Below are 17462 nucleotides of genomic sequence, written 5' to 3'. Positions count from 1 at the left end.
GTTGGTTAGAATGCCGGCCTGTCACGCCGGAGGTCGCGGGTTCGAGTCCCGTCCGGTCCGCCATATACAAAAAAGCCCTGCTCGAAAGAGCGGGGCTTTTTTGTTTGTGTCTAGCGTGAACACACCGAACAGCAATTAGCTAGCGCATCCAGTGAACCAAGTATTAACTCTCAACCAACTCAGTTTCCGTCTTTTCGAAATCGGCATGTAGCAGGAGGGTTAACTCTTCCAGCTCAGGCATCTCTGCAAAATGCTCGCCATTTCCAGCGATAAGATCCCAGGACGCCTTGGAGTCCACATACAAATGGGCAACCACTTGGCTCTCTAAGCTCCCTTCTATCAACCCGGCGGGAACCCAAAAGTGCGTGGTGTTACTTATTAGGTGAGGCACTGTGCTACCGCAACCGCTACAGAAGTCTGAGCGGTATCCTGTTGGAGTACGGTATGAAGAAACCTTGTCCAAACCCCGCACCCAGCGAAACTGATCACGCGCCACAAACATCGCAGTATCTGATGCGGAGCCACTCAGTTTGCGGCAGAGCGAACAATGGCACTGGTAAAGGCTAGGTAGTGGCTCATCCAGCTGAAACTCGACAGCACCACATAGGCACTTTCCATTCATTCCTTCCTCCTTCCCATAAGCTGAAACTCAGAGTCTTATCTGAAATCGAAATAGGGTAGCAGCAATATCCCAACCCTACCTTAGACTCCTACAAGGGCACGAGGAAGTAAATGCCAATTGGTACCCCACATAACCTTACGGAAAACTATGAGGTCTTCTCGCATTTGACTCGCGCCGCCAGCACATGATCTTCCCAGTGCCCATTAATTAATAAATAACGCTTAGCACTGCCCTCAACCACAAAACCAAGTCGACGCAAAAGAGCCGCTGATCGATAATCTTCAGGCATGTAATTTGCCATCACCCGATTTAGCCCCAACTCCTTAAAGCCAACTTCAGAGCTTCATCACTGAACCTCAAAAATCTACGGAAACAAATCGGCCTCACTCTGCTGCCGATGCAGAGAAGGAGGCACTCGCCTCACCCCGCAAAAAACGCCACCCTAGAGATCTCCCATCTTGATACCCCTGCTCAAGCAACTCAGCTTCCTGAGTAAAGCGTTTTACCGGGAAGCCTTCCGGCGGCGCAATCACAGAGACGCGACAATTTTTTGGGGGAGATTGGATAAAGTCCAAAGCACGGTTGTAGCGCTCCCCTCTCTCCAGGACAGCTTCAAACAGTCGTGCGTGATCATGGAAGAACTGCTTAATAAACTTGGGCGCCGCCCCAACCGGTTTGCGGTAACCCAATGGGCGTGACAGCACAACAGTAATATCCCTCGCGCCCTGCTCATAAGCACGGATAACCGGAATGGAGTCGGCAAGCCCTCCATCTGTCATTGGCTCGCCATCAACAATGGGAAATTCACGATACGCCATTGGAATAGCGCAGGACGCAGGGAACACTTCATGCATGTTCTCTTCCGTCACCCGCACATAATGAGCCTCACCGCTATTGATGCTGGTTGTTACCGCGTAGAGAGGCACGGCATTGTCGATATAGTTTTGAGTATTTAATGGCACGTCCTTATAAGAGGCATGCCAAAGCCAGCTAATGTCGCAAAAATGCCCCCCTTTTAGGTAGCGCCGCCAATCTATAAAGTCCGTGCGACGTGCATGATCCAGCAATATCCGGCGGCTTCGCCCGTGATCCCCCGCCAAGTATCCAATCAGGTTTGTCGAACCTGCAGAGACACCAATTGCGAAGTCAAAGGGGCAGTAATTCGCTTCGATAAACGCATCCAGCACACCCGCGGCGAATATGCCGCGCATAGCACCACCCTCCACTACAAGGGCAGATAAAGATTCTTTCTTTGTTAGCTCACTGGCCATAGGTAAACCGCCATAAAAACACAAAGTCTCGACACCCCACCCAGCAACATGGCTTATAGGTCATAAAATTCTCCAGACCCGCCTCGATATCACTACTGACTTAGGACAAGGTCTTTGCCAACTTGATTCCATCACCACTATGATTGGAGAATTCAGGCTATTTGTCTTTCATTGAGTAATTTATGCCATCCGCCGTTTTTCAAGCCCCATGGAGCCGCCAGCTAAAAATAATCAGCACCATAAGTGCCGCTCTCTTACTGGCCATTCCGCTGTTCCTGATGACCAAGGCCCCTCCCACGCCGTCCCTACTCTTTAGTATCGCTCTTGCACTACCGCCAGCCATACTGCTGTTGGGCGCCTTGTTCATGGTCAGAGGCTATGTCATTCAGAATAACAGCCTGCTTGTTCTCCGCCTGGGCTGGAAAACACGAATCCCCTTACAGGACCTTAATAAAGCCTCTGCTGACCCTTCGGCTATGCAAGGATCGGTCCGTATTTTTGGGAACTCTGGACTATTTGGCTATACCGGTCTCTTCCAAAACGAGAAGCTGGGGCGCTACCGCGCCTTTGCAACCGACCACGACAAGGCCGTAGTACTAAATTTCCCTACCAAAACACTGGTTATTACCCCAGACAGGCCCGAACGCATGGTTGAGATGCTGAATCGGCACACCTCCTAACCCGGCTGCACACCGAACAAGTGGGGAAGCACAACGTCAATGGCACACTTGGCTTTTTTCAGGGCGAGCAACATACTCCAGCAAAACGTAATACTGGAAAGGAAGTAAATGAGAAAAATTACTGCCGCCCTGGCACTCTCCCTGGCCGCCCTGTCTGTGAATGCCCACTCCGCCTGCGTTATTTTACTTCACGGCCTCGCAAAATCTGATAGCTTCATGGCCAAGATGGAGAGAGCGATCAACGATGCTGGATATAGAACAGTCAATGTGGACTACCCATCCACAAAATTTCCTATCGAAAAGCTAGCCGGCAAAGCAATTGCGCCAGCGTTGGATGCTTGCGCTGGTGAAAATGAAATTAACTTCGTCACCCATTCCATGGGCGGCATTCTGGTTCGCCAGTATTTGAGCCAAGTGAAAATAGAAAACCTGAACCGCGTGGTTATGCTGGGACCACCCAACAAAGGTAGCGAAGTGGTAGATAAGCTCGGTAATTTTCCGGGGTTCCAGTTTGCCTTTGGCGATGCGGGATTACAATTGGGTACCGGTGCAATGAGTATTCCCAACAAACTGGGAAAAGCAGATTTTGATGTTGGTATTATCGCCGGAACACGCAGCATTAACCTGCTACTATCGCAAATGATACCCGAGACCGATGATGGCAAAGTTTCTGTCTCCAGCACCAAGCTTGAAGGCATGAATGACCATTTGGAAATGCCTGTTACCCATGTTTTTATGATGAAGGATAAAAAGGTAATCTCTCAGGTCTTATACTATCTGGAGCACGGCGTTTTTGCCAAAAGTAAAAACTCAACCCCCAGCCAATAATGTATTCCAGGCAATACGACTGAGCACTAACCGGCTCAGCAAGACTTAAAAATTGGCAATATCTTTTTGCCAAAGGTTCCCACTAAGAACCCAACCTATGGGAGCGGAAATAAAAACTCTGTTTATGAGGAAATAACCAAGATGCAATGGCAGTGGTGCAGCTTTAATGAACTTTCCATCAACCAGCTCTATGAAATTCTACGAGTACGTCAGGAAGTTTTCACCGTAGAGCAAGATTGCCCCTATCAAGATGCCGATGGCAAAGACCAGCATGCCTGGCACCTGATCTGCTGGGATGGAGACAGTGAAAACCTACAGGTAAAGGCTTATTTGCGCGTTGTATTTCCCGGTGAGAAATACAGTGAACCCTCCATTGGACGAGTACTTACCGCAGAGTCCAGCCGCGGAACCGGTCTGGGCAAAGAGCTTATTTATCGCGCAGTAAAACAGACGCAGAATGAGTATCCAAATAAGGGGATTCGTATTTCAGCCCAGCAGTATCTGGATAAATTTTATGGGGGGTTTGGGTTTGAGCAAGTATCAGAGCCCTACCAGGAAGACGGTATACCGCATATAGAAATGTTACGGCCCCCAAAGTAACTGAGGGGACTGGGAATCCTGCACAGCAGTTGCAGGATTCCCCAATTGGTAAGCAGCTTAGTTACTACCTGCCGGACTGGTATTAAGTGACACTGGCTCACTGCTTTTTTGGCGCACCCAACTATAGAAGCAGGAAACTGCGATACCAACTGCAATCACCAGCCATACAGAGTTCGCTACCAGGGAGGCCCGCACAAAGGAGTCCTCACCAAATTGTGCCACATGAACAGCGACCGCCCCCACACAAGCAACAATTGTGGCAACACGCAGGTACATAGACCACTTGGCGACAGTTCCTGTAAAGGCAGCCACCACACTGAGCAGCAATGTAACCGACCAAAATACCTGTGCAGCATTCAATTTAAATAACAGGTAAGTAACTGCACTCAGTGCGATGGCAAATGGAATACCCCAAACTTGGGCAGTCCAAACACGCTCCAAGCGAACGACAGGATTGCCGCGTTGACGCTTGCGCACCAGCCAGATATTGATACCAGACACTACCAGCAAGCACATACCCACCCCCAGTAGGAAGTAAGCAATTTTGACCGGGAAGCCGGAAAAATGGCCGAAGTGTAAGCGGAAAGTGGAGAGATAAACCTGCTTCGCAGTATCCCCCTCAGACCAACCTTCTTTCTCAATCAGGCTGCCATCAGAATTGAAATGGTACCGCTCGCCCCAAACCAAGCGCTCGGGAACGCGAGTCCAAACCTCGACAACCTGCCCCTCACGCCCAGGAAATGCTACCTCAATACGAGTGCGCTCTTCTTCCGGCGCAATGCGATCCATTGTCGCAAGGATTGCTGCATAATCCGGGTAGGCAACCTCAGGAGCATTTTCCTCCATCACAAGGTGATCGCGATAAAGCATATGCTCCACCTTTTCTGAATCACCCTCGAAAAATACGCCAGCAATTGCGAAAGCTGCGACTTGGGACAGACCGATAAATGCACCCGTAATCGCGATTGCTAGATGGAATGGTGATGCCCAAACACCCAGGCGGTTATGCAGATCCACCTGCTGCAAGCGTTTCGACCCGGACAGTCGGAAGGAAAAAGCATCTTTAATAATTTTGGGGTGAGCCAGTAAACCGGAAACGATTAGGGCAGACATCACTACCCCAATCAAACCTACCAAAACAACCCCCAGGCTCACCGGAAGATTTAGAGCAAAATGCAAATACGCGAGGAAATGCGTCCACTCATGCTCCACTTTACCAAGCAGAGAGCCATCTTCAGATACGTATCGCTCCATCTCACCAACTTCAACCACCAGCCTGGGCATATCCTGGTTGGGAATGGTAAAGGAAATCGACTTAAGCTCCTCTTTTTCTTCCGTGGCTAGTGCAATAGCGTTTTCAGTAGCCGTCTGGTACACAGAGGCCTCAACATTGAGGTTTTCCAGCTCAGAGGCTTGCTCCCAGCGCTCAAACTCATTGTAAAAGACCGCAAGTGTTCCACTGATACAAACAATATACAAAAGTGTCGATACCGCCAGGCCGAGAACTGAGTGCCCATCGGTCATGTCGCGGACAAAGCCGGGCGTCGGTTTAAAGGAAAATTTCACGTTAAATTCCCACTCAAGTCCGTTTATTTATGCTGCCGAAGCGGGCAGTGCAAAAGCCAATAGCAGGCCGCTGACAGCTGAGAATGCCAACAATCCCGTTGAGGGACGCAGTAACTTTTTATCAGCGCAACACCAAACCATCGCCAGGGTCCAAACGGTCACCGATAGGAATGCTCCTCCCACAAGGCGGGTAGTGTCCGAAAAATCGGTAAAGCCAAAGAACAGCAAACCGGCTGTCAATCCGCTGACAGTAGGTAGAAGGAAGGCGGCCATAAAACGCAAGAAGCCCCGCAACCACAATAGGCGCAGGGCTTGAGATTCGGCAGCACCTGAGCGCTGTTTTTCCACGGGCCTGGGGCCACTGGGCCAATCAACCTTGAGGGCAAGTAATGCGAAGACTCCTAACATCACTATCAGAGTGGCAATACTAACCCCAAACTCCACCCCAACTATTGAACTCCAGCTTAGAGCCGATAGCACTATAAAGCCCCAGCCAGACCAAGCACGCAAAGGCTGGGCACCGCCACAGGACCAAGCAGAATAAAGAAGCGAAATTCCGATCAGGGCAAAAACACTGGACACACCGGCAATCATATAAAAAGACATTGGCATAACCATCACATTAGGAGTCTCGACTCCTTGTCTGATTGCTAAAACGTAAAAAAGGGAGCCTGCCCACAGACTCCCCCTGCGAACAGACTCCTAGCCTACTCTAACTTAGAAAATATAATGTGCTTCGACCGTTACATAACGGCGCTCACCGTAGAAGCAATCACCGCGGCTCAAGCAAGCGGTAGTATGAATCTCATCTGTCAGGTTTTTCCCAGTTAACTGGAAGTGCCAGCTATCCAAAGAGTATCCGATAGCTGCGTCATACAGTGTGTAAGATGGGTTGTACGATGGGAAGGTTCCTGTGGGATCTTCAACACCAGTGTAGCTTTCGCCAACATGACGAACGCCCACGCCAATATTCAGACCTGACAGTAATGCACTCAGGTCGTAGTCACCCCATAGAGTTATTAGCTCCTCGGGAACAGCCTCAATTGCAGTACCAACTTCACCTGTAACATTGCTCTTGGTGATCTCGGTATTGGTAGTACTGTAGCCGGCGACCAAGGTAAGGTCACCTAGCTTGCCGGTTGCCTCCAGCTCAATACCGTCAATAGAGACCTCGCCGGTTTGAGTATCAAAATTAATATCGGCAGGGTCTGTTGTGAGTCGATTTTTCTGTACGATATCGTAGGCAGCAGCAGTCAAGAGCAGGTTGGTACCTTCTGGCTGATACTTAATACCTACTTCTATCTGTTCACCCTCGATAGGCTTGAGTGAGTCACCATTACGATCTGAGCCACTAACCGGCTCGAAAGATTCAGAGTAGCTGATATAAGGTGAGATACCTATATCAAATGCATACATCGCCCCGAGGCGCATAGTAGTAACATCGTCTTCCAATGCGACAGAACCTTCAGTCTGCGACTCTGTAGAGTCCCTACGAACACCAGTCGTTACTATCAAGTTTCCAACCGTCATATGGTCTTGGAAGTAAAAACCCAACTGCTCCGTATCTGTCTCCGGCCCATCCGTAATTGCCAGACCTTCGGGTATATATCCGTACTCTGGATCGAAGATATTAATCACCCCGCCATCAGCATAGCCATAATCATTATCTGTAGTCGCATCCTGGCTATCCAGACCAAATGAAACTTGGTGGCCGACGATACCCGTAGTTAACTCACCGGAAATACGCAGATCAAAAATCAGCATATCTGTACTGGCTTCACTGGTAAATGCGTCTCGTTCCATCTTACTGATATTTGGGTTACGGCGGGATTCGTCGAACTTGCCATACATGGTGTTGTAATCTACCTCACCTTTGGCATAGCGGACGCTGGCATTTACACCCCAATTATCACTAAAGCGGTGATCAGCCCAAATGCTGTAAGCAGTCTGCTCCGTATTATATTTATCCCAACCCGGCTCACTGTGGAAAGTATCAGTTGGGATATCACCGTTTGCGTTGTCAATACGGGTACCACCCCAGGGCAGGAATGCTGTAGAGGTACCACTCTCATCATCCTGATAAGTAGCCTGGAAAGTAATCTCGGTGTTCGCACTTGGGCGCCATGAGATGGATGGCATCAGCAAGGTGCTGTCATTATTGACATAGTCTACTTGGGTATCCGCAGATCGTTTATAACCTACTACTCGGTAGAGCCACTCACCATTAGTATCCATGGAACCAGTAACGTCAGTGGCAAAAACTTGGTGATCATAGCTACCAACTTGAACCACTACTTCACCACCAAACTCCTCTTTGGGACGCTTGGACACTAAGTTTACGATACCGCCTGTTGAGCCCTGCCCATAAAGTGCAGAGGAAGGACCTTTAAGAATTTCAATGCGGTCATAAGCATAAAGATTCGCTCGGGCACTAGTGTAGCTACCGAATATGGACTGAAGGCCATCAATAAAAATCGCAGGATCAACACCGCGCACCAGAGACCAATCACCACGGACATCAACACCGTAAGTTCCGCCGTTCACGCCCGGAGTATATTGCAGAACATCCTGAACAGTTTTCGAGCCGACATCTCTAAAAAAGTCGTTGTCCAGAACGGTTACAGAGAAAGGTGTTTCATGTACGGAGACATCGAGTTTGCCCACAGAAGTTTGGCGTGAAAGATTCAAATGCCCCGTAACATTTACTTCTTCGATACGCTCATTAGATTCATCCGCTGCAAATGCCACCGCAGAACCGCCTGCAGTAATAGTCAGCGCCAATAAAGAACGACTGATTCCAGAAAATACAGCAGAAGCTTTTTGCATACCTTTGGTTCTAGCGGTACTCATGGGGATCCCTCAGTGCCTACAAGGTTTAAATAGATCACAGCTTGGCTGCAATACGAACAACTTACCGCAAATCCTAATGCGAATCATTATTACCTACAACACCATTGAAACAATTTTTTACTAAAAGTGCCCCCGCAGCAGTTAATGACAATAAATTCGGAAGAAAAAGACAACTTTGCAGCAGCCAAACTGCATTAACGAACCAACACGAGAGAACAAAGAAAGATCAGGGAGGACTTAAAAACGGAGAAAGAATGCTGGATGGCCGCCAGACAGCCGCCATCCAGAATAGGACTTTTTTCAGTGAGCTAATTTTACTATGAGGTGCAATACCCGTTTAGGGGTATGTATAGCTGGCTTGCAGCCCCAAGGGCATACCCAAATTCCAGTAAATCACCAGGAATATGGACCAGCAGATCAAGAACGCCACCGAGTAAGGCAGCATAATAGACACCAATGTTCCAATACCCGTGCCCTTCACGTATCGCTGGCAATAGACAACCACTAGCGGGAAGTAGGGCATCAGCGGGGTAATGATATTAGTTGAAGAGTCACCAACACGGTATGCTGCCTGGGTCAGGTCTGGGGAAAAGCCAATCTGCATCAACATAGGCACAAAGATCGGCGATAATAACGCCCACTTGGCAGAGGCGGAACCCACAAACAGGTTAATAAATCCCACCAGCACAATAATACCCATCAGGGTAATCGGGCCCGGCAAATTCATAGCAGCAAGCAAACTGCCACCCTCTACCGATAACAGAGTACCTAAACCAGAGCGGGCAAACTCAGATATAAACAGGGCACAGAAAAATGCCATCACGATGTAGTAAGCCATGGAGCCCATGGTCTTGGACATCGCATCGATCACATCCTTACTCTTGCGGAAGGTGCCAGCGGCATATCCAAATACAACTCCAGGGATAACAAATAGCAAGAAGATCAGCGGCACAATAGACTTCATAACCGGCGCGCTAAAGGAGGCTAATTGCCCCTGGGAGTCGCGCAATGCAGAAGTCTCCGGCAACATCCAGGCGATAAGACCCACAACCCCAGCCACCATTACGATCACTGCCAGGTACATGGCCTTTTTTTCGCGAGCACCCAGCTCCTGCATTACTGGCATATCCTCTTTGTCCCCATCAATGGCGACATTTTTCAGGCGGGGCTCAATTACCTTATCGGTGAGCCACCAGCCCAATATAGTCACTACGAGACAGGAAGCCGAAGTGAAGAACCAGTTGTTGAGAGGGTTTACTTGAATCTCGGGGTCAACAATCTGTGCCGCGGTTTGGGTAAAGCCCTGCAGCAAGGGATCAATGGCCGAAGGAACAAAGTTTGCTGAGAAACCACCGGATACCCCGGCAAAAGCTGCAGCGATACCTGCCAAAGGATGACGACCAGCCGCATAGAAGATCACGCCACCCAAGGGGATCACCAATACATAACCGGCATCTACCGCGGTATGGCTGACAATCGCCACCAGAATCAGCATCGGGGTGAGCAGCATCTGCGGGGTCACCGCCAACAGCTTTTTCAGAACGGCGTTAATAAAGCCACTCTGCTCTGCAACGCCGACGCCCAACATGGCCACCAGCACCACACCAAGGGGGGCAAAGCTCGTAAAGGTGGTCACCATACTGGAGAGGAAGCGAGCCAGCTCACCACTGGAGAGCAGGTTGGTAACCTGGATTGCCTCACCTGTGGCTGGATGCAAAGTATCGAAACTTACCCCAGACAACATCCAGGACAGCACCCAGATAACAACCATTAATACGAGGAAGAGCACTGCCGGATCAGGAAGCTTGTTCCCCACCACTTCAATAAAATTGAGCGCCCGGTTGATCCAGCCGCTCTTATTCGCGTCGCCATCCTCTGCAGGGTTAGCTTGAACATTTTCCATAATGAATCCCTGTTGTTTCGTTATATTTTTATAAATGCTCTTTTATCTATGGGACGGCTACGGAAGCCATAGCCTCCTAACTTTAATTGAAAACGTTACTTGCCGATCTTGCGGATACCTACCGCACTGCGCAATTTTTCGATAAACGGAGCAGAGTAAGCTCTCGCCTTAGCCGCCCCTTTTTCCAGCTCTTCTTCAATCTGAGATGGGTTTTCAAGCAGAGTGTTATACCGTTCACGGGCCTCACCGATCTGGCCATTAACCAGCTCGAATAGCTGCTTCTTGGCCTCGCCCCAGGCAATACCCTCTTCAAACGCCTTACGCATTTCTGCGGTTTGCTCTTTAGTAGCGAATGCCTGCCAGATCTGGAAGACCGTTGAAGTATCAGGATCTTTAGGCTCGCCTGGCTCCAGAAGATTCGTCTTGATCTTATTGATGTGCTTCTTCAGTTTCTTCTCAGGCAGGAATAACGGAATAGTATTGCCGTAACTCTTGCTCATTTTTCGACCATCAAGCCCTTGCAGCACGGCAACATGGTCGTCCACTACCGCCTCTGGCAGCGCGAAGTGTTCGCCATAATGGTGATTAAAACGTTGGGCAATATCGCGAGCCATTTCAATGTGCTGGACCTGGTCCTTGCCCACCGGCACTTTATTGGCATTGAACATCAGGATGTCTGCAGCCATCAGGATCGGATAGCTATACAAACCCATGGTGACACCGAAGTCAGAATCTTCACCATCCACACGGTTAGCATCCACGGCAGCCTTGTAAGCGTGGGCGCGGTTCATCAGGCCCTTACCGGTCATACAGGTCAGCAGCCAGGTCAACTCCGGGATTTCATGAATATCGGACTGCCGATAGAACACTACATTGTCTGTATTGAGACCCAAAGCCAGCCAGGTGGCGGCAATCTCCAGGGTGGATTGATGTACCTGCTCCGGGTCCTGACACTTGATCAGCGCGTGATAATCGGCCAGGAAGTAAAAAGATTGGTTATTCTCGTCCTGGCTGGCCGCAATAGCCGGGCGAATGGCGCCAACATAGTTACCCAGGTGAGGAGTGCCGGTAGTTGTAATACCGGTCAATACGCGCTGCTTGGTCATAAATCCTTTGTTTCCTGTGCTGAATTCAGGCAATAAAGGGCGAATCATAACCTGTTCGCGGCTAGGGTTGTATCAACTGAAAGGTTCGGCTTCCAGCCAGTAAGCCCCTTACCCTCATCGCCAAAGACTCACTCCTCTTCTATAACCCCAAGCCTTTCCGGACAGGCGAATTGCCTTTGGTATTGCCCGGGGGATATACCGAAGACTTTGCGGAAATGGTGACGAAGGGTTGCGCTACTCTCGAAGCCTGCAATTTGCGCTACAAGATCGACACTCTCCTTGCCAGACTCCAGCGCCTTCTGCGCCATCCTTAAACGCTGTTGAATCAACCACTCCTTCGGAGCAACACCCATAGACTGGCGGAACTTCCTATCAAAACTGCGACGTGAAAGATGGGCCTGCTCTGCCAGGTCCCCTACCATGATTGGTTTATGTAGATTGGCAAGGGCCCAATCCAGCGCCCCCGAGAAATGGTCTGGCCTCTTGGGAACTGGAGTCTCCACGAACTGGGCCTGCCCTCCCTGTCGATGGGGAGACATCACCAAGCGCTTAGCCACAGAGTTGGCAAACTGATGGCCATGATTGCGACGCAAATACTCTATCCCCAGATCTATTGCCGCCGAGCTGCCAGCCGAACAGGCCAGCACACCCTGCCATACATAAAGCACATCCCCCACATACTCCACATTGGAGAAACGCTGTTTGAAGACATCCGCATAGCGCCAGTGGGTAGTAGCTTGCTTCCCATCGAGCAAGCCAACTTCAGCAGGCAGGAATGAACCCGAGCAGAAAGTCAGGGTTTGTCGCCCCTCCGCAACGAACCCCTCCAGAGCACCGTACAAAGAGTCCAAATAACGATCTTTGGCCTGTGACGTAGTAGACCAGCAGGGAACCACTAGCAGATCGTAATCCAACAAATTGCTGATCTGCTTACATTGCAGAGACACTCCGCCCACGCCTACCGGGGCTTCTGGGGCAAAGGAGACCACCTCACCCTGATAGAGCTCATCCATACCAGGGCGAGACAAACAGAACAGCTCAGTCGCGCAGCCAAGTTCAAACAAGGCAACTTGTCGGTGCACCAGAATCGCTACTCGCTTTGGATCACTACGCCCCATTGGCCCGGCCCCTTTATCAGTCACCACCATACAACGCTTGGCTCAAACTTAACGCTATTTGGCGTTCAAGCCAATCGCCTAATTGTCAGCCAGGGAACAAACTATGCGCAAGCTTTTATGAGAGTAAGAACCAAGGAGATACTTATGAGCTCAGCTGTAAGCCGCTTCGCCCCAGCCAACAGCCAACAAGCCCTGCTACATTTTCAGGAATTGCTGGCCTTCGAGACTGACTGCTGGGATGTCCACCATGCCATTACCAATGGGCGACGGGATTTTGTTCTACTGGATGTCCGTGGCGAAGAATCATTCCGGCAAGGCCACATCCAGGATGCTCACTCCCTGCCCCACCAACGTATCAATGAAAAATCTTTATCCAACTACCCAGCCAATACACTGTTTGTTGTCTACTGTGCAGGCCCCCACTGCAATGCCACAGAGAAAGCCGCTATCAAGCTTGCCAAGTTGGGTCGCCCGGTAAAAAAGATGATTGGTGGTGTTACTGGTTGGATAGATGAAGGATTTCATCTAATTAAAGATAGCTAAACTACCACCGCCGAGTAAGCAAGTTGGATCTTGTCTCACCAATTCAGAAATCAAGAGGGCGCAGGACTGCGCCCAAAATCGTCTCCCCAAGCTGAATTCCAATAAAGAAAAAAGAGACCAATGCAAATACGTTACGCAATGCCTTGCGATGGTGCCCAATTATTAAAAATGATGCGTGCCCTCGCCAAATTTGAAGGTTATCTAACTGAGTTCAAAGTCAACGAGCGTGAACTGAAAAGCCGACTATTCGAGCAAGCAGATTTCAAGTGTCTAGTCGCTGAAGATAATGGAGTAATTATTGGTTACTTGGCTTTTTACCCCCTGCCATTTACTTATGACTTAACTCCCTGGTTCTGGATTAAGGAATTATATGTAAATGACAGTATGAAATACCGTCGAAAAGGAATAGGCAAATCTTTAATGCATCATCTGATCTATGAAGCCCGCAAGCAGAGTAGTACAAAAATAAAGTGGGAAGTACTTTGCTCGAATATCAATGCGCAAGATTTTTATAAGCAGCTGGGCGCATCTGTAGAACAGCAATGGCAAACCTGGTCCCTCAGCACAAAGAAAGCCAAAATCGATTGGCGCTTTTAAAGAATTCTTACCCACCGCTGCTACAGTTCCTCACAAACAAAGAGCCTTGAAGTCCAGCTAGGTGAGCCACGGAACTGGTTAAGTTAGATACTATAGATATACTCACTTTAAAGGAATATGAGCCTCCATTAAACCACAACAAAGCCCAATAAATTTAGTTATGTTGGCGGCTTACTAAAAAGAGGGAACGAAAGAATACACTGCGCTCGGGGCCGTAGGAGGCATGGATGCCAATTACGAGCTTACAGGGATGTATTCACAGCACATCCCAAGTGCAGTGTATTTTTTTCTTCTGACCCAGTAGTAAGAGCTGTGCGAAGTTAGCATTTAAATATGAGCACAAAAAAAACATCTCAAACGAACAACTAAACCTATTCATAAATTCGTTTATAGTATTGACAACTGCTAGTTTAATTATTGAGCCTGCTGGGTAGACAATACTTAATCTAACTCCTAACCTGTGAGCTTTCTAATCTTGAGATGCTCAAAAGGCGGTAGCCAAAACTTACTTGACCGCTACACACACCGATGGCAACACTTGAAGACTGTTAAAAATCTGGAAGAAAAAATTCGCAAACTGAACCTGACCTGACAGAAAATCTTCTGAAAAACCAGTAATTGTCAGATCAAGTCTGAACCACTACAACTAATCCTCACCTTCGGGATGTTCACCCTTGCCAAGCAGGCACTAGTCAACCACAAAACACTGTGGTTTAGTGAATTCGACAGTTAGAAGGTCTTCCTGAAAAGCTTTCTTGATGACGCGATAGTTATCACCACTACAATCAATGCCGAACAAACAAGCTGTTCAAGTATCACCGCCAAACATACGGGCCAGGTTGCAGCTCCCCACCCTATGCCATCAACCTTTAGAGCTCAAATAGTACCCATCCTTTCACATCCGCCTTTGATATACTTCACAATCAACGCTAATAAGAACAATTTGCATTTACAATTTGACATTAGTGATGTAAGTTACCGGTTAGCTCAAGGACTACCTCTGAAAACACATCCGGAAGGAATAAAGGGCGACAATTTCAGGCTATACAACTCAACAAGCAAAATGATGAGCGCATCTATGCTCTCGATTACAAAAAGTTTATTTTTTTCGCCGAAACTAAAGGTTGGAAGCAAAATGTGGTGGGACGCGCTAGCAAAGCAGGGACTCCCACTTGTCAATAAGAAGCGCTTCGAAAAAAGTCAAAGTACGCTCACCTGTCTTTGGCACGATCCTTATGGGAAAAAAACAGAGTCAGAGATCAAAGCTGTTTATACAGACATTAATAGCGTAACCAGCCGCCAGACATATCATCTAGCAGCATTAACTCGCCTGATGCGTACAGGTATCTGGTTTATGCGTCTACAAACTGAAATTTTTTGGCTTGGCGGCTACCGATTAATTCCTGTGACAGAAAATTTCATTAGTAGTAATTGGGTGGAACAAAGTGCTGCTAATAGCAAATTAGAGCAAAACTGTCGACTTTTGCGGAATCAATTACTTACCAGCTCTATTCCAGACCCGCCCAATATTTCTTCATTAAAAAATGGCACTTGGGGTAAAGAATTTTCTGCAATTTATTTACCCAACACTCTACAGCAAGAGGCCTGGAAAAACTACGATTTAGTGAAACACATAGAAGACAACCCTGTACTTCAGGGACATATCAAGGAAGAATCTTGGCATAGCCAAATATTTCAGGTGCGCAGGAAGGTGTGGAATTACACTTATGGATCACCGCATGAATATCAGTCATGGTTACTAATTCTAATATATGCTGGTCTGAAGGTCTCAGTATTTTGGACAAGCTTTTTTCCCTCGCCTCAAGTGCGCTATATCTCTCCATGGCAACTTCCAGTATCTCCCTGGCTATGGTGTTCGGATTTAATAGTATAAATAATGCTCAATTCGTCGGCTCTACTACCAGTAAAAACACACCAGAATAAAGGGCGAGTAAAGACGAAAAGAACAAAGAAATTTCAAACACAGTAGCTTCATGATGATGAAAAACAGTAGTAACTTTGCAGACTTAGCCCAATATAATTTTATCTCAAAAACGGAACAGATTAGCCTGTCGGGGTTTTCCGATGTGCTTTGGGAGTGCCAATACAATCCGGAGCACTATGACGATCAACTTTTTACCAAGCTTGGAATAAGCTTTCCCGAGGAAATACGACGATCAATTGTAAAACGAAAGGCAGAGTTTCTATCGGGAAGGCATTGTGCCCAGTTAGCGCTCAAGCAGTTGGGATATGATAATACCGAGATTCCCATTGGTGATAGAAGGGCTCCGCGATGGCCACATGGATTAAAGGGTTCCATCACCCATGCAGGCAATATAGCACTCTGTGCTTTGAGTATTAACTCTGAATCCGTTGGTATTGATTACGAATTACTAATAACAGATAAAACTGCCACAGGGATAAAAGGCAATATTGTAAATTTAATGGAGGAAGCCCGGCTATCTTATTCAGGCATGTCAATAAATCACTGGTTAACAATCGCCTTTTCAATAAAGGAAAGCCTCTTTAAAGCTTTATACCCTATCGTAAACCAATATTTTGACTTTCTTGATGCGGAAATTACAAACATCAACGAAAAAGAGCAAATACTCTCATTAACCTTAAAGCGAGATCTTTGTACAGACGTCAGGTCTGGGCAAATATTTAACGGTAGATATTACTTTCATCGAAGCGGCATTCTAACTTTGATGGAGTATTAACAATTAACTTTAAAAAATCATTTTTCAAAACATTAAATCAAACAGACAGACAAAAAAGGATTTCCCCATGTCTGCTGCCTCAGCAGTATTAAACGCTCATAAAAATGTGGGTAATCCTGGAGTCCAGGAGCTTATTCAGGGGACATCCTGCCCTTCCAATATCACAGAGCAAATAGGAAAAACCAGAAGCACCATTTCCCATATTTTGAACATAAAGGATGATCGCTTATTGGTAATAGTCGGCCCGTGCTCTATCCATGATACTGAGGCGGCGCTTAATTGTGCGCACAGGTTATCCCACATTAAAAAGCACTTCGATAACAACCTTTGTATCATTATGCGGTGCAATTTGGAAAAGCCTCGAACTAGAGTTGGATGGAAGGGCCTGATCTATGATCCATACCTGGATGGAAGTTCTGATATGGAGACAGAGCTTATCAAGGCCCGTAAGCTACTCCTGGATATTAATACGCTTGATTAATGGACTGCAACTGAGTTTCTATGCCCAATCAATGCGCTTTATATTGCTGATTTGATCAGTTGGGAGCTATCGGCGCCCGGACTGCTGAATCACAAATTCATCGTGAACTTGCCTCTGGCTTACACTGCCCTATTGGCTTTAAAAATGGTACGGACGGAAATATCAGCATCGCTATCAATGCGATTCATTCAGCCAAGTCTAAGCAAATTTTCTGCAGCCCTGCGCAAACCGGTAAAATTCAGGCTATCGAAACCAAAGGTAACCCCAATTGCCATATCATTTTACGCGGCGGACTGAAGCCTAATTAGTCGGCCCTGAAAAAAACCAAACACTTACCTCCAGCACGGTGTAATGAGGGTTTACGGGGCGATTCGGACTAAATCCACCTTCCAAAACGTAAGTAAAATATCCGTATTATTAGCCGGAACGGATTTAAGATCATAAAAATAGGTGAAAACGATTTTTTAGGGCACAAAAAAACGCCTCCAGCGCCCTGATCATCCATTTTCTCAAATTCCAGGCACACGCAGCCATGAGGAGATTTATCGCATCACCCACTGTGCCTTTGAGGAAGTTT

At 47.8% G+C, this 17462-nt stretch carries 17 protein-coding genes; 9 read left to right on the top strand and 8 right to left on the bottom strand.

Going from position 1 to position 17462, the window contains the following annotated elements:
- Nucleotides 1-163: 163 nt before the first annotated feature.
- Both ACCI49_RS20380 and ACCI49_RS20375 read right to left on the bottom strand, forming a co-directional pair.
- Entirely contained in the window at nucleotides 164-622 is a 459-nt protein-coding gene (locus ACCI49_RS20380) for a GFA family protein (RefSeq protein ID WP_371841058.1), read from the bottom strand.
- Nucleotides 623-1005: 383 nt separating this feature from the next.
- Complete coding sequence (locus tag ACCI49_RS20375) at nucleotides 1006-1893, bottom strand: patatin-like phospholipase family protein (RefSeq protein WP_371841057.1); 888 nt, start codon at nucleotides 1891-1893, stop codon at nucleotides 1006-1008.
- A 182-nt stretch (nucleotides 1894-2075) separates the two neighbouring features.
- Here ACCI49_RS20375 and ACCI49_RS20370 point away from each other — a divergent pair, with 182 nt between their 5' ends.
- From ACCI49_RS20370 to ACCI49_RS20360, 3 genes are all read left to right on the top strand, one after another.
- The gene (locus tag ACCI49_RS20370; protein WP_371841056.1) at nucleotides 2076-2573 is read left to right on the top strand and encodes a PH domain-containing protein; all 498 of its coding nucleotides are present in this window, start codon (nucleotides 2076-2078) and stop codon (nucleotides 2571-2573) included.
- A 108-nt stretch (nucleotides 2574-2681) separates the two neighbouring features.
- Nucleotides 2682-3401: a lipase family alpha/beta hydrolase gene (locus tag ACCI49_RS20365; RefSeq protein ID WP_371841054.1), complete on the top strand. Its 720-nt coding sequence runs from the start codon at nucleotides 2682-2684 to the stop codon at nucleotides 3399-3401.
- A 141-nt stretch (nucleotides 3402-3542) separates the two neighbouring features.
- The gene (locus ACCI49_RS20360; RefSeq protein ID WP_371841053.1) at nucleotides 3543-4001 is read left to right on the top strand and encodes a GNAT family N-acetyltransferase; all 459 of its coding nucleotides are present in this window, start codon (nucleotides 3543-3545) and stop codon (nucleotides 3999-4001) included.
- Between the two features lie 57 nt (nucleotides 4002-4058).
- On the opposite strand, the gene ACCI49_RS20355 is transcribed toward ACCI49_RS20360, so the two are convergent.
- The 6 genes from ACCI49_RS20355 to ACCI49_RS20330 form a co-directional block, all read right to left on the bottom strand.
- Nucleotides 4059-5567 (bottom strand): PepSY-associated TM helix domain-containing protein, encoded by a 1509-nt coding sequence (locus ACCI49_RS20355; RefSeq protein WP_371841051.1) that lies wholly within the window; start codon nucleotides 5565-5567, stop codon nucleotides 4059-4061.
- Between the two features lie 27 nt (nucleotides 5568-5594).
- Nucleotides 5595-6173, bottom strand: a complete 579-nt coding sequence (locus ACCI49_RS20350) for a hypothetical protein (protein ID WP_371841050.1) — start codon at nucleotides 6171-6173, stop codon at nucleotides 5595-5597.
- Nucleotides 6174-6284: 111 nt separating this feature from the next.
- Complete coding sequence (locus ACCI49_RS20345) at nucleotides 6285-8417, bottom strand: TonB-dependent siderophore receptor (protein WP_371841049.1); 2133 nt, start codon at nucleotides 8415-8417, stop codon at nucleotides 6285-6287.
- 337 nt (nucleotides 8418-8754) lie between these two features.
- Nucleotides 8755-10320 carry an AbgT family transporter gene (locus ACCI49_RS20340; protein ID WP_371841048.1) on the bottom strand — a complete coding sequence of 522 codons (1566 nt, stop codon included), beginning with the start codon at nucleotides 10318-10320 and terminating at the stop codon, nucleotides 8755-8757.
- Nucleotides 10321-10415: 95 nt separating this feature from the next.
- The gene (locus ACCI49_RS20335; protein ID WP_371841046.1) at nucleotides 10416-11426 is read right to left on the bottom strand and encodes a tryptophan--tRNA ligase; all 1011 of its coding nucleotides are present in this window, start codon (nucleotides 11424-11426) and stop codon (nucleotides 10416-10418) included.
- Between the two features lie 128 nt (nucleotides 11427-11554).
- Nucleotides 11555-12544, bottom strand: a complete 990-nt coding sequence (locus ACCI49_RS20330) for a helix-turn-helix domain-containing protein (RefSeq protein ID WP_371841045.1) — start codon at nucleotides 12542-12544, stop codon at nucleotides 11555-11557.
- A gap of 144 nt (nucleotides 12545-12688) precedes the next feature.
- Between ACCI49_RS20330 and ACCI49_RS20325 the strand changes: the two genes are divergently transcribed.
- The 6 genes from ACCI49_RS20325 (at nucleotide 12689) to ACCI49_RS20300 (ending at nucleotide 17193) form a co-directional block, all read left to right on the top strand.
- Nucleotides 12689-13087 (top strand): rhodanese-like domain-containing protein, encoded by a 399-nt coding sequence (locus tag ACCI49_RS20325; RefSeq protein WP_371841043.1) that lies wholly within the window; start codon nucleotides 12689-12691, stop codon nucleotides 13085-13087.
- A gap of 120 nt (nucleotides 13088-13207) precedes the next feature.
- Nucleotides 13208-13684 (top strand): GNAT family N-acetyltransferase, encoded by a 477-nt coding sequence (locus ACCI49_RS20320; RefSeq protein WP_371841041.1) that lies wholly within the window; start codon nucleotides 13208-13210, stop codon nucleotides 13682-13684.
- Nucleotides 13685-14540: 856 nt separating this feature from the next.
- Nucleotides 14541-15578, top strand: a complete 1038-nt coding sequence (locus ACCI49_RS20315) for an enterochelin esterase domain-containing protein (RefSeq protein WP_371841040.1) — start codon at nucleotides 14541-14543, stop codon at nucleotides 15576-15578.
- A gap of 100 nt (nucleotides 15579-15678) precedes the next feature.
- Nucleotides 15679-16404: a 4'-phosphopantetheinyl transferase family protein gene (locus tag ACCI49_RS20310; RefSeq protein ID WP_371841039.1), complete on the top strand. Its 726-nt coding sequence runs from the start codon at nucleotides 15679-15681 to the stop codon at nucleotides 16402-16404.
- Between the two features lie 67 nt (nucleotides 16405-16471).
- The gene (locus ACCI49_RS20305) at nucleotides 16472-16885 is read left to right on the top strand and encodes a hypothetical protein (protein WP_371841038.1); all 414 of its coding nucleotides are present in this window, start codon (nucleotides 16472-16474) and stop codon (nucleotides 16883-16885) included.
- Nucleotides 16886-16944: 59 nt separating this feature from the next.
- Nucleotides 16945-17193, top strand: coding sequence for a hypothetical protein (locus ACCI49_RS20300; protein ID WP_371841036.1), 249 nt, complete (start codon nucleotides 16945-16947; stop codon nucleotides 17191-17193).
- Nucleotides 17194-17462 lie beyond the last annotated feature (269 nt).

Origin of the sequence: Microbulbifer epialgicus (assembly GCF_041447265.1) — a bacterium.
In the GTDB taxonomy this organism is placed as follows: domain Bacteria; phylum Pseudomonadota; class Gammaproteobacteria; order Pseudomonadales; family Cellvibrionaceae; genus Microbulbifer; species Microbulbifer epialgicus.
This window is presented reverse-complemented; position numbering and strand designations above follow the sequence as displayed.

What these genes read in the sequence shown, in the direction of transcription:
- ACCI49_RS20380 (WP_371841058.1), bottom strand. Translation starts at nt 622, where the DNA reads ATGAATGGAAAGTGCCTATGTGGTGCTGTCGAGTTTCAGCTGGATGAG.
- ACCI49_RS20375 (WP_371841057.1), bottom strand. Translation starts at nt 1,893, where the DNA reads ATGGCCAGTGAGCTAACAAAGAAAGAATCTTTATCTGCCCTTGTAGTG.
- ACCI49_RS20370 (WP_371841056.1), top strand. Translation starts at nt 2,076, where the DNA reads ATGCCATCCGCCGTTTTTCAAGCCCCATGGAGCCGCCAGCTAAAAATA.
- ACCI49_RS20365 (WP_371841054.1), top strand. Translation starts at nt 2,682, where the DNA reads ATGAGAAAAATTACTGCCGCCCTGGCACTCTCCCTGGCCGCCCTGTCT.
- ACCI49_RS20360 (WP_371841053.1), top strand. Translation starts at nt 3,543, where the DNA reads ATGCAATGGCAGTGGTGCAGCTTTAATGAACTTTCCATCAACCAGCTC.
- ACCI49_RS20350 (WP_371841050.1), bottom strand. Translation starts at nt 6,173, where the DNA reads ATGTCTTTTTATATGATTGCCGGTGTGTCCAGTGTTTTTGCCCTGATC.
- ACCI49_RS20345 (WP_371841049.1), bottom strand. Translation starts at nt 8,417, where the DNA reads ATGAGTACCGCTAGAACCAAAGGTATGCAAAAAGCTTCTGCTGTATTT.
- ACCI49_RS20340 (WP_371841048.1), bottom strand. Translation starts at nt 10,320, where the DNA reads ATGGAAAATGTTCAAGCTAACCCTGCAGAGGATGGCGACGCGAATAAG.
- ACCI49_RS20335 (WP_371841046.1), bottom strand. Translation starts at nt 11,426, where the DNA reads ATGACCAAGCAGCGCGTATTGACCGGTATTACAACTACCGGCACTCCT.
- ACCI49_RS20330 (WP_371841045.1), bottom strand. Translation starts at nt 12,544, where the DNA reads ATGGGGCGTAGTGATCCAAAGCGAGTAGCGATTCTGGTGCACCGACAA.
- ACCI49_RS20325 (WP_371841043.1), top strand. Translation starts at nt 12,689, where the DNA reads ATGAGCTCAGCTGTAAGCCGCTTCGCCCCAGCCAACAGCCAACAAGCC.
- ACCI49_RS20320 (WP_371841041.1), top strand. Translation starts at nt 13,208, where the DNA reads ATGCAAATACGTTACGCAATGCCTTGCGATGGTGCCCAATTATTAAAA.
- ACCI49_RS20315 (WP_371841040.1), top strand. Translation starts at nt 14,541, where the DNA reads ATGCCATCAACCTTTAGAGCTCAAATAGTACCCATCCTTTCACATCCG.
- ACCI49_RS20310 (WP_371841039.1), top strand. Translation starts at nt 15,679, where the DNA reads ATGATGATGAAAAACAGTAGTAACTTTGCAGACTTAGCCCAATATAAT.
- ACCI49_RS20305 (WP_371841038.1), top strand. Translation starts at nt 16,472, where the DNA reads ATGTCTGCTGCCTCAGCAGTATTAAACGCTCATAAAAATGTGGGTAAT.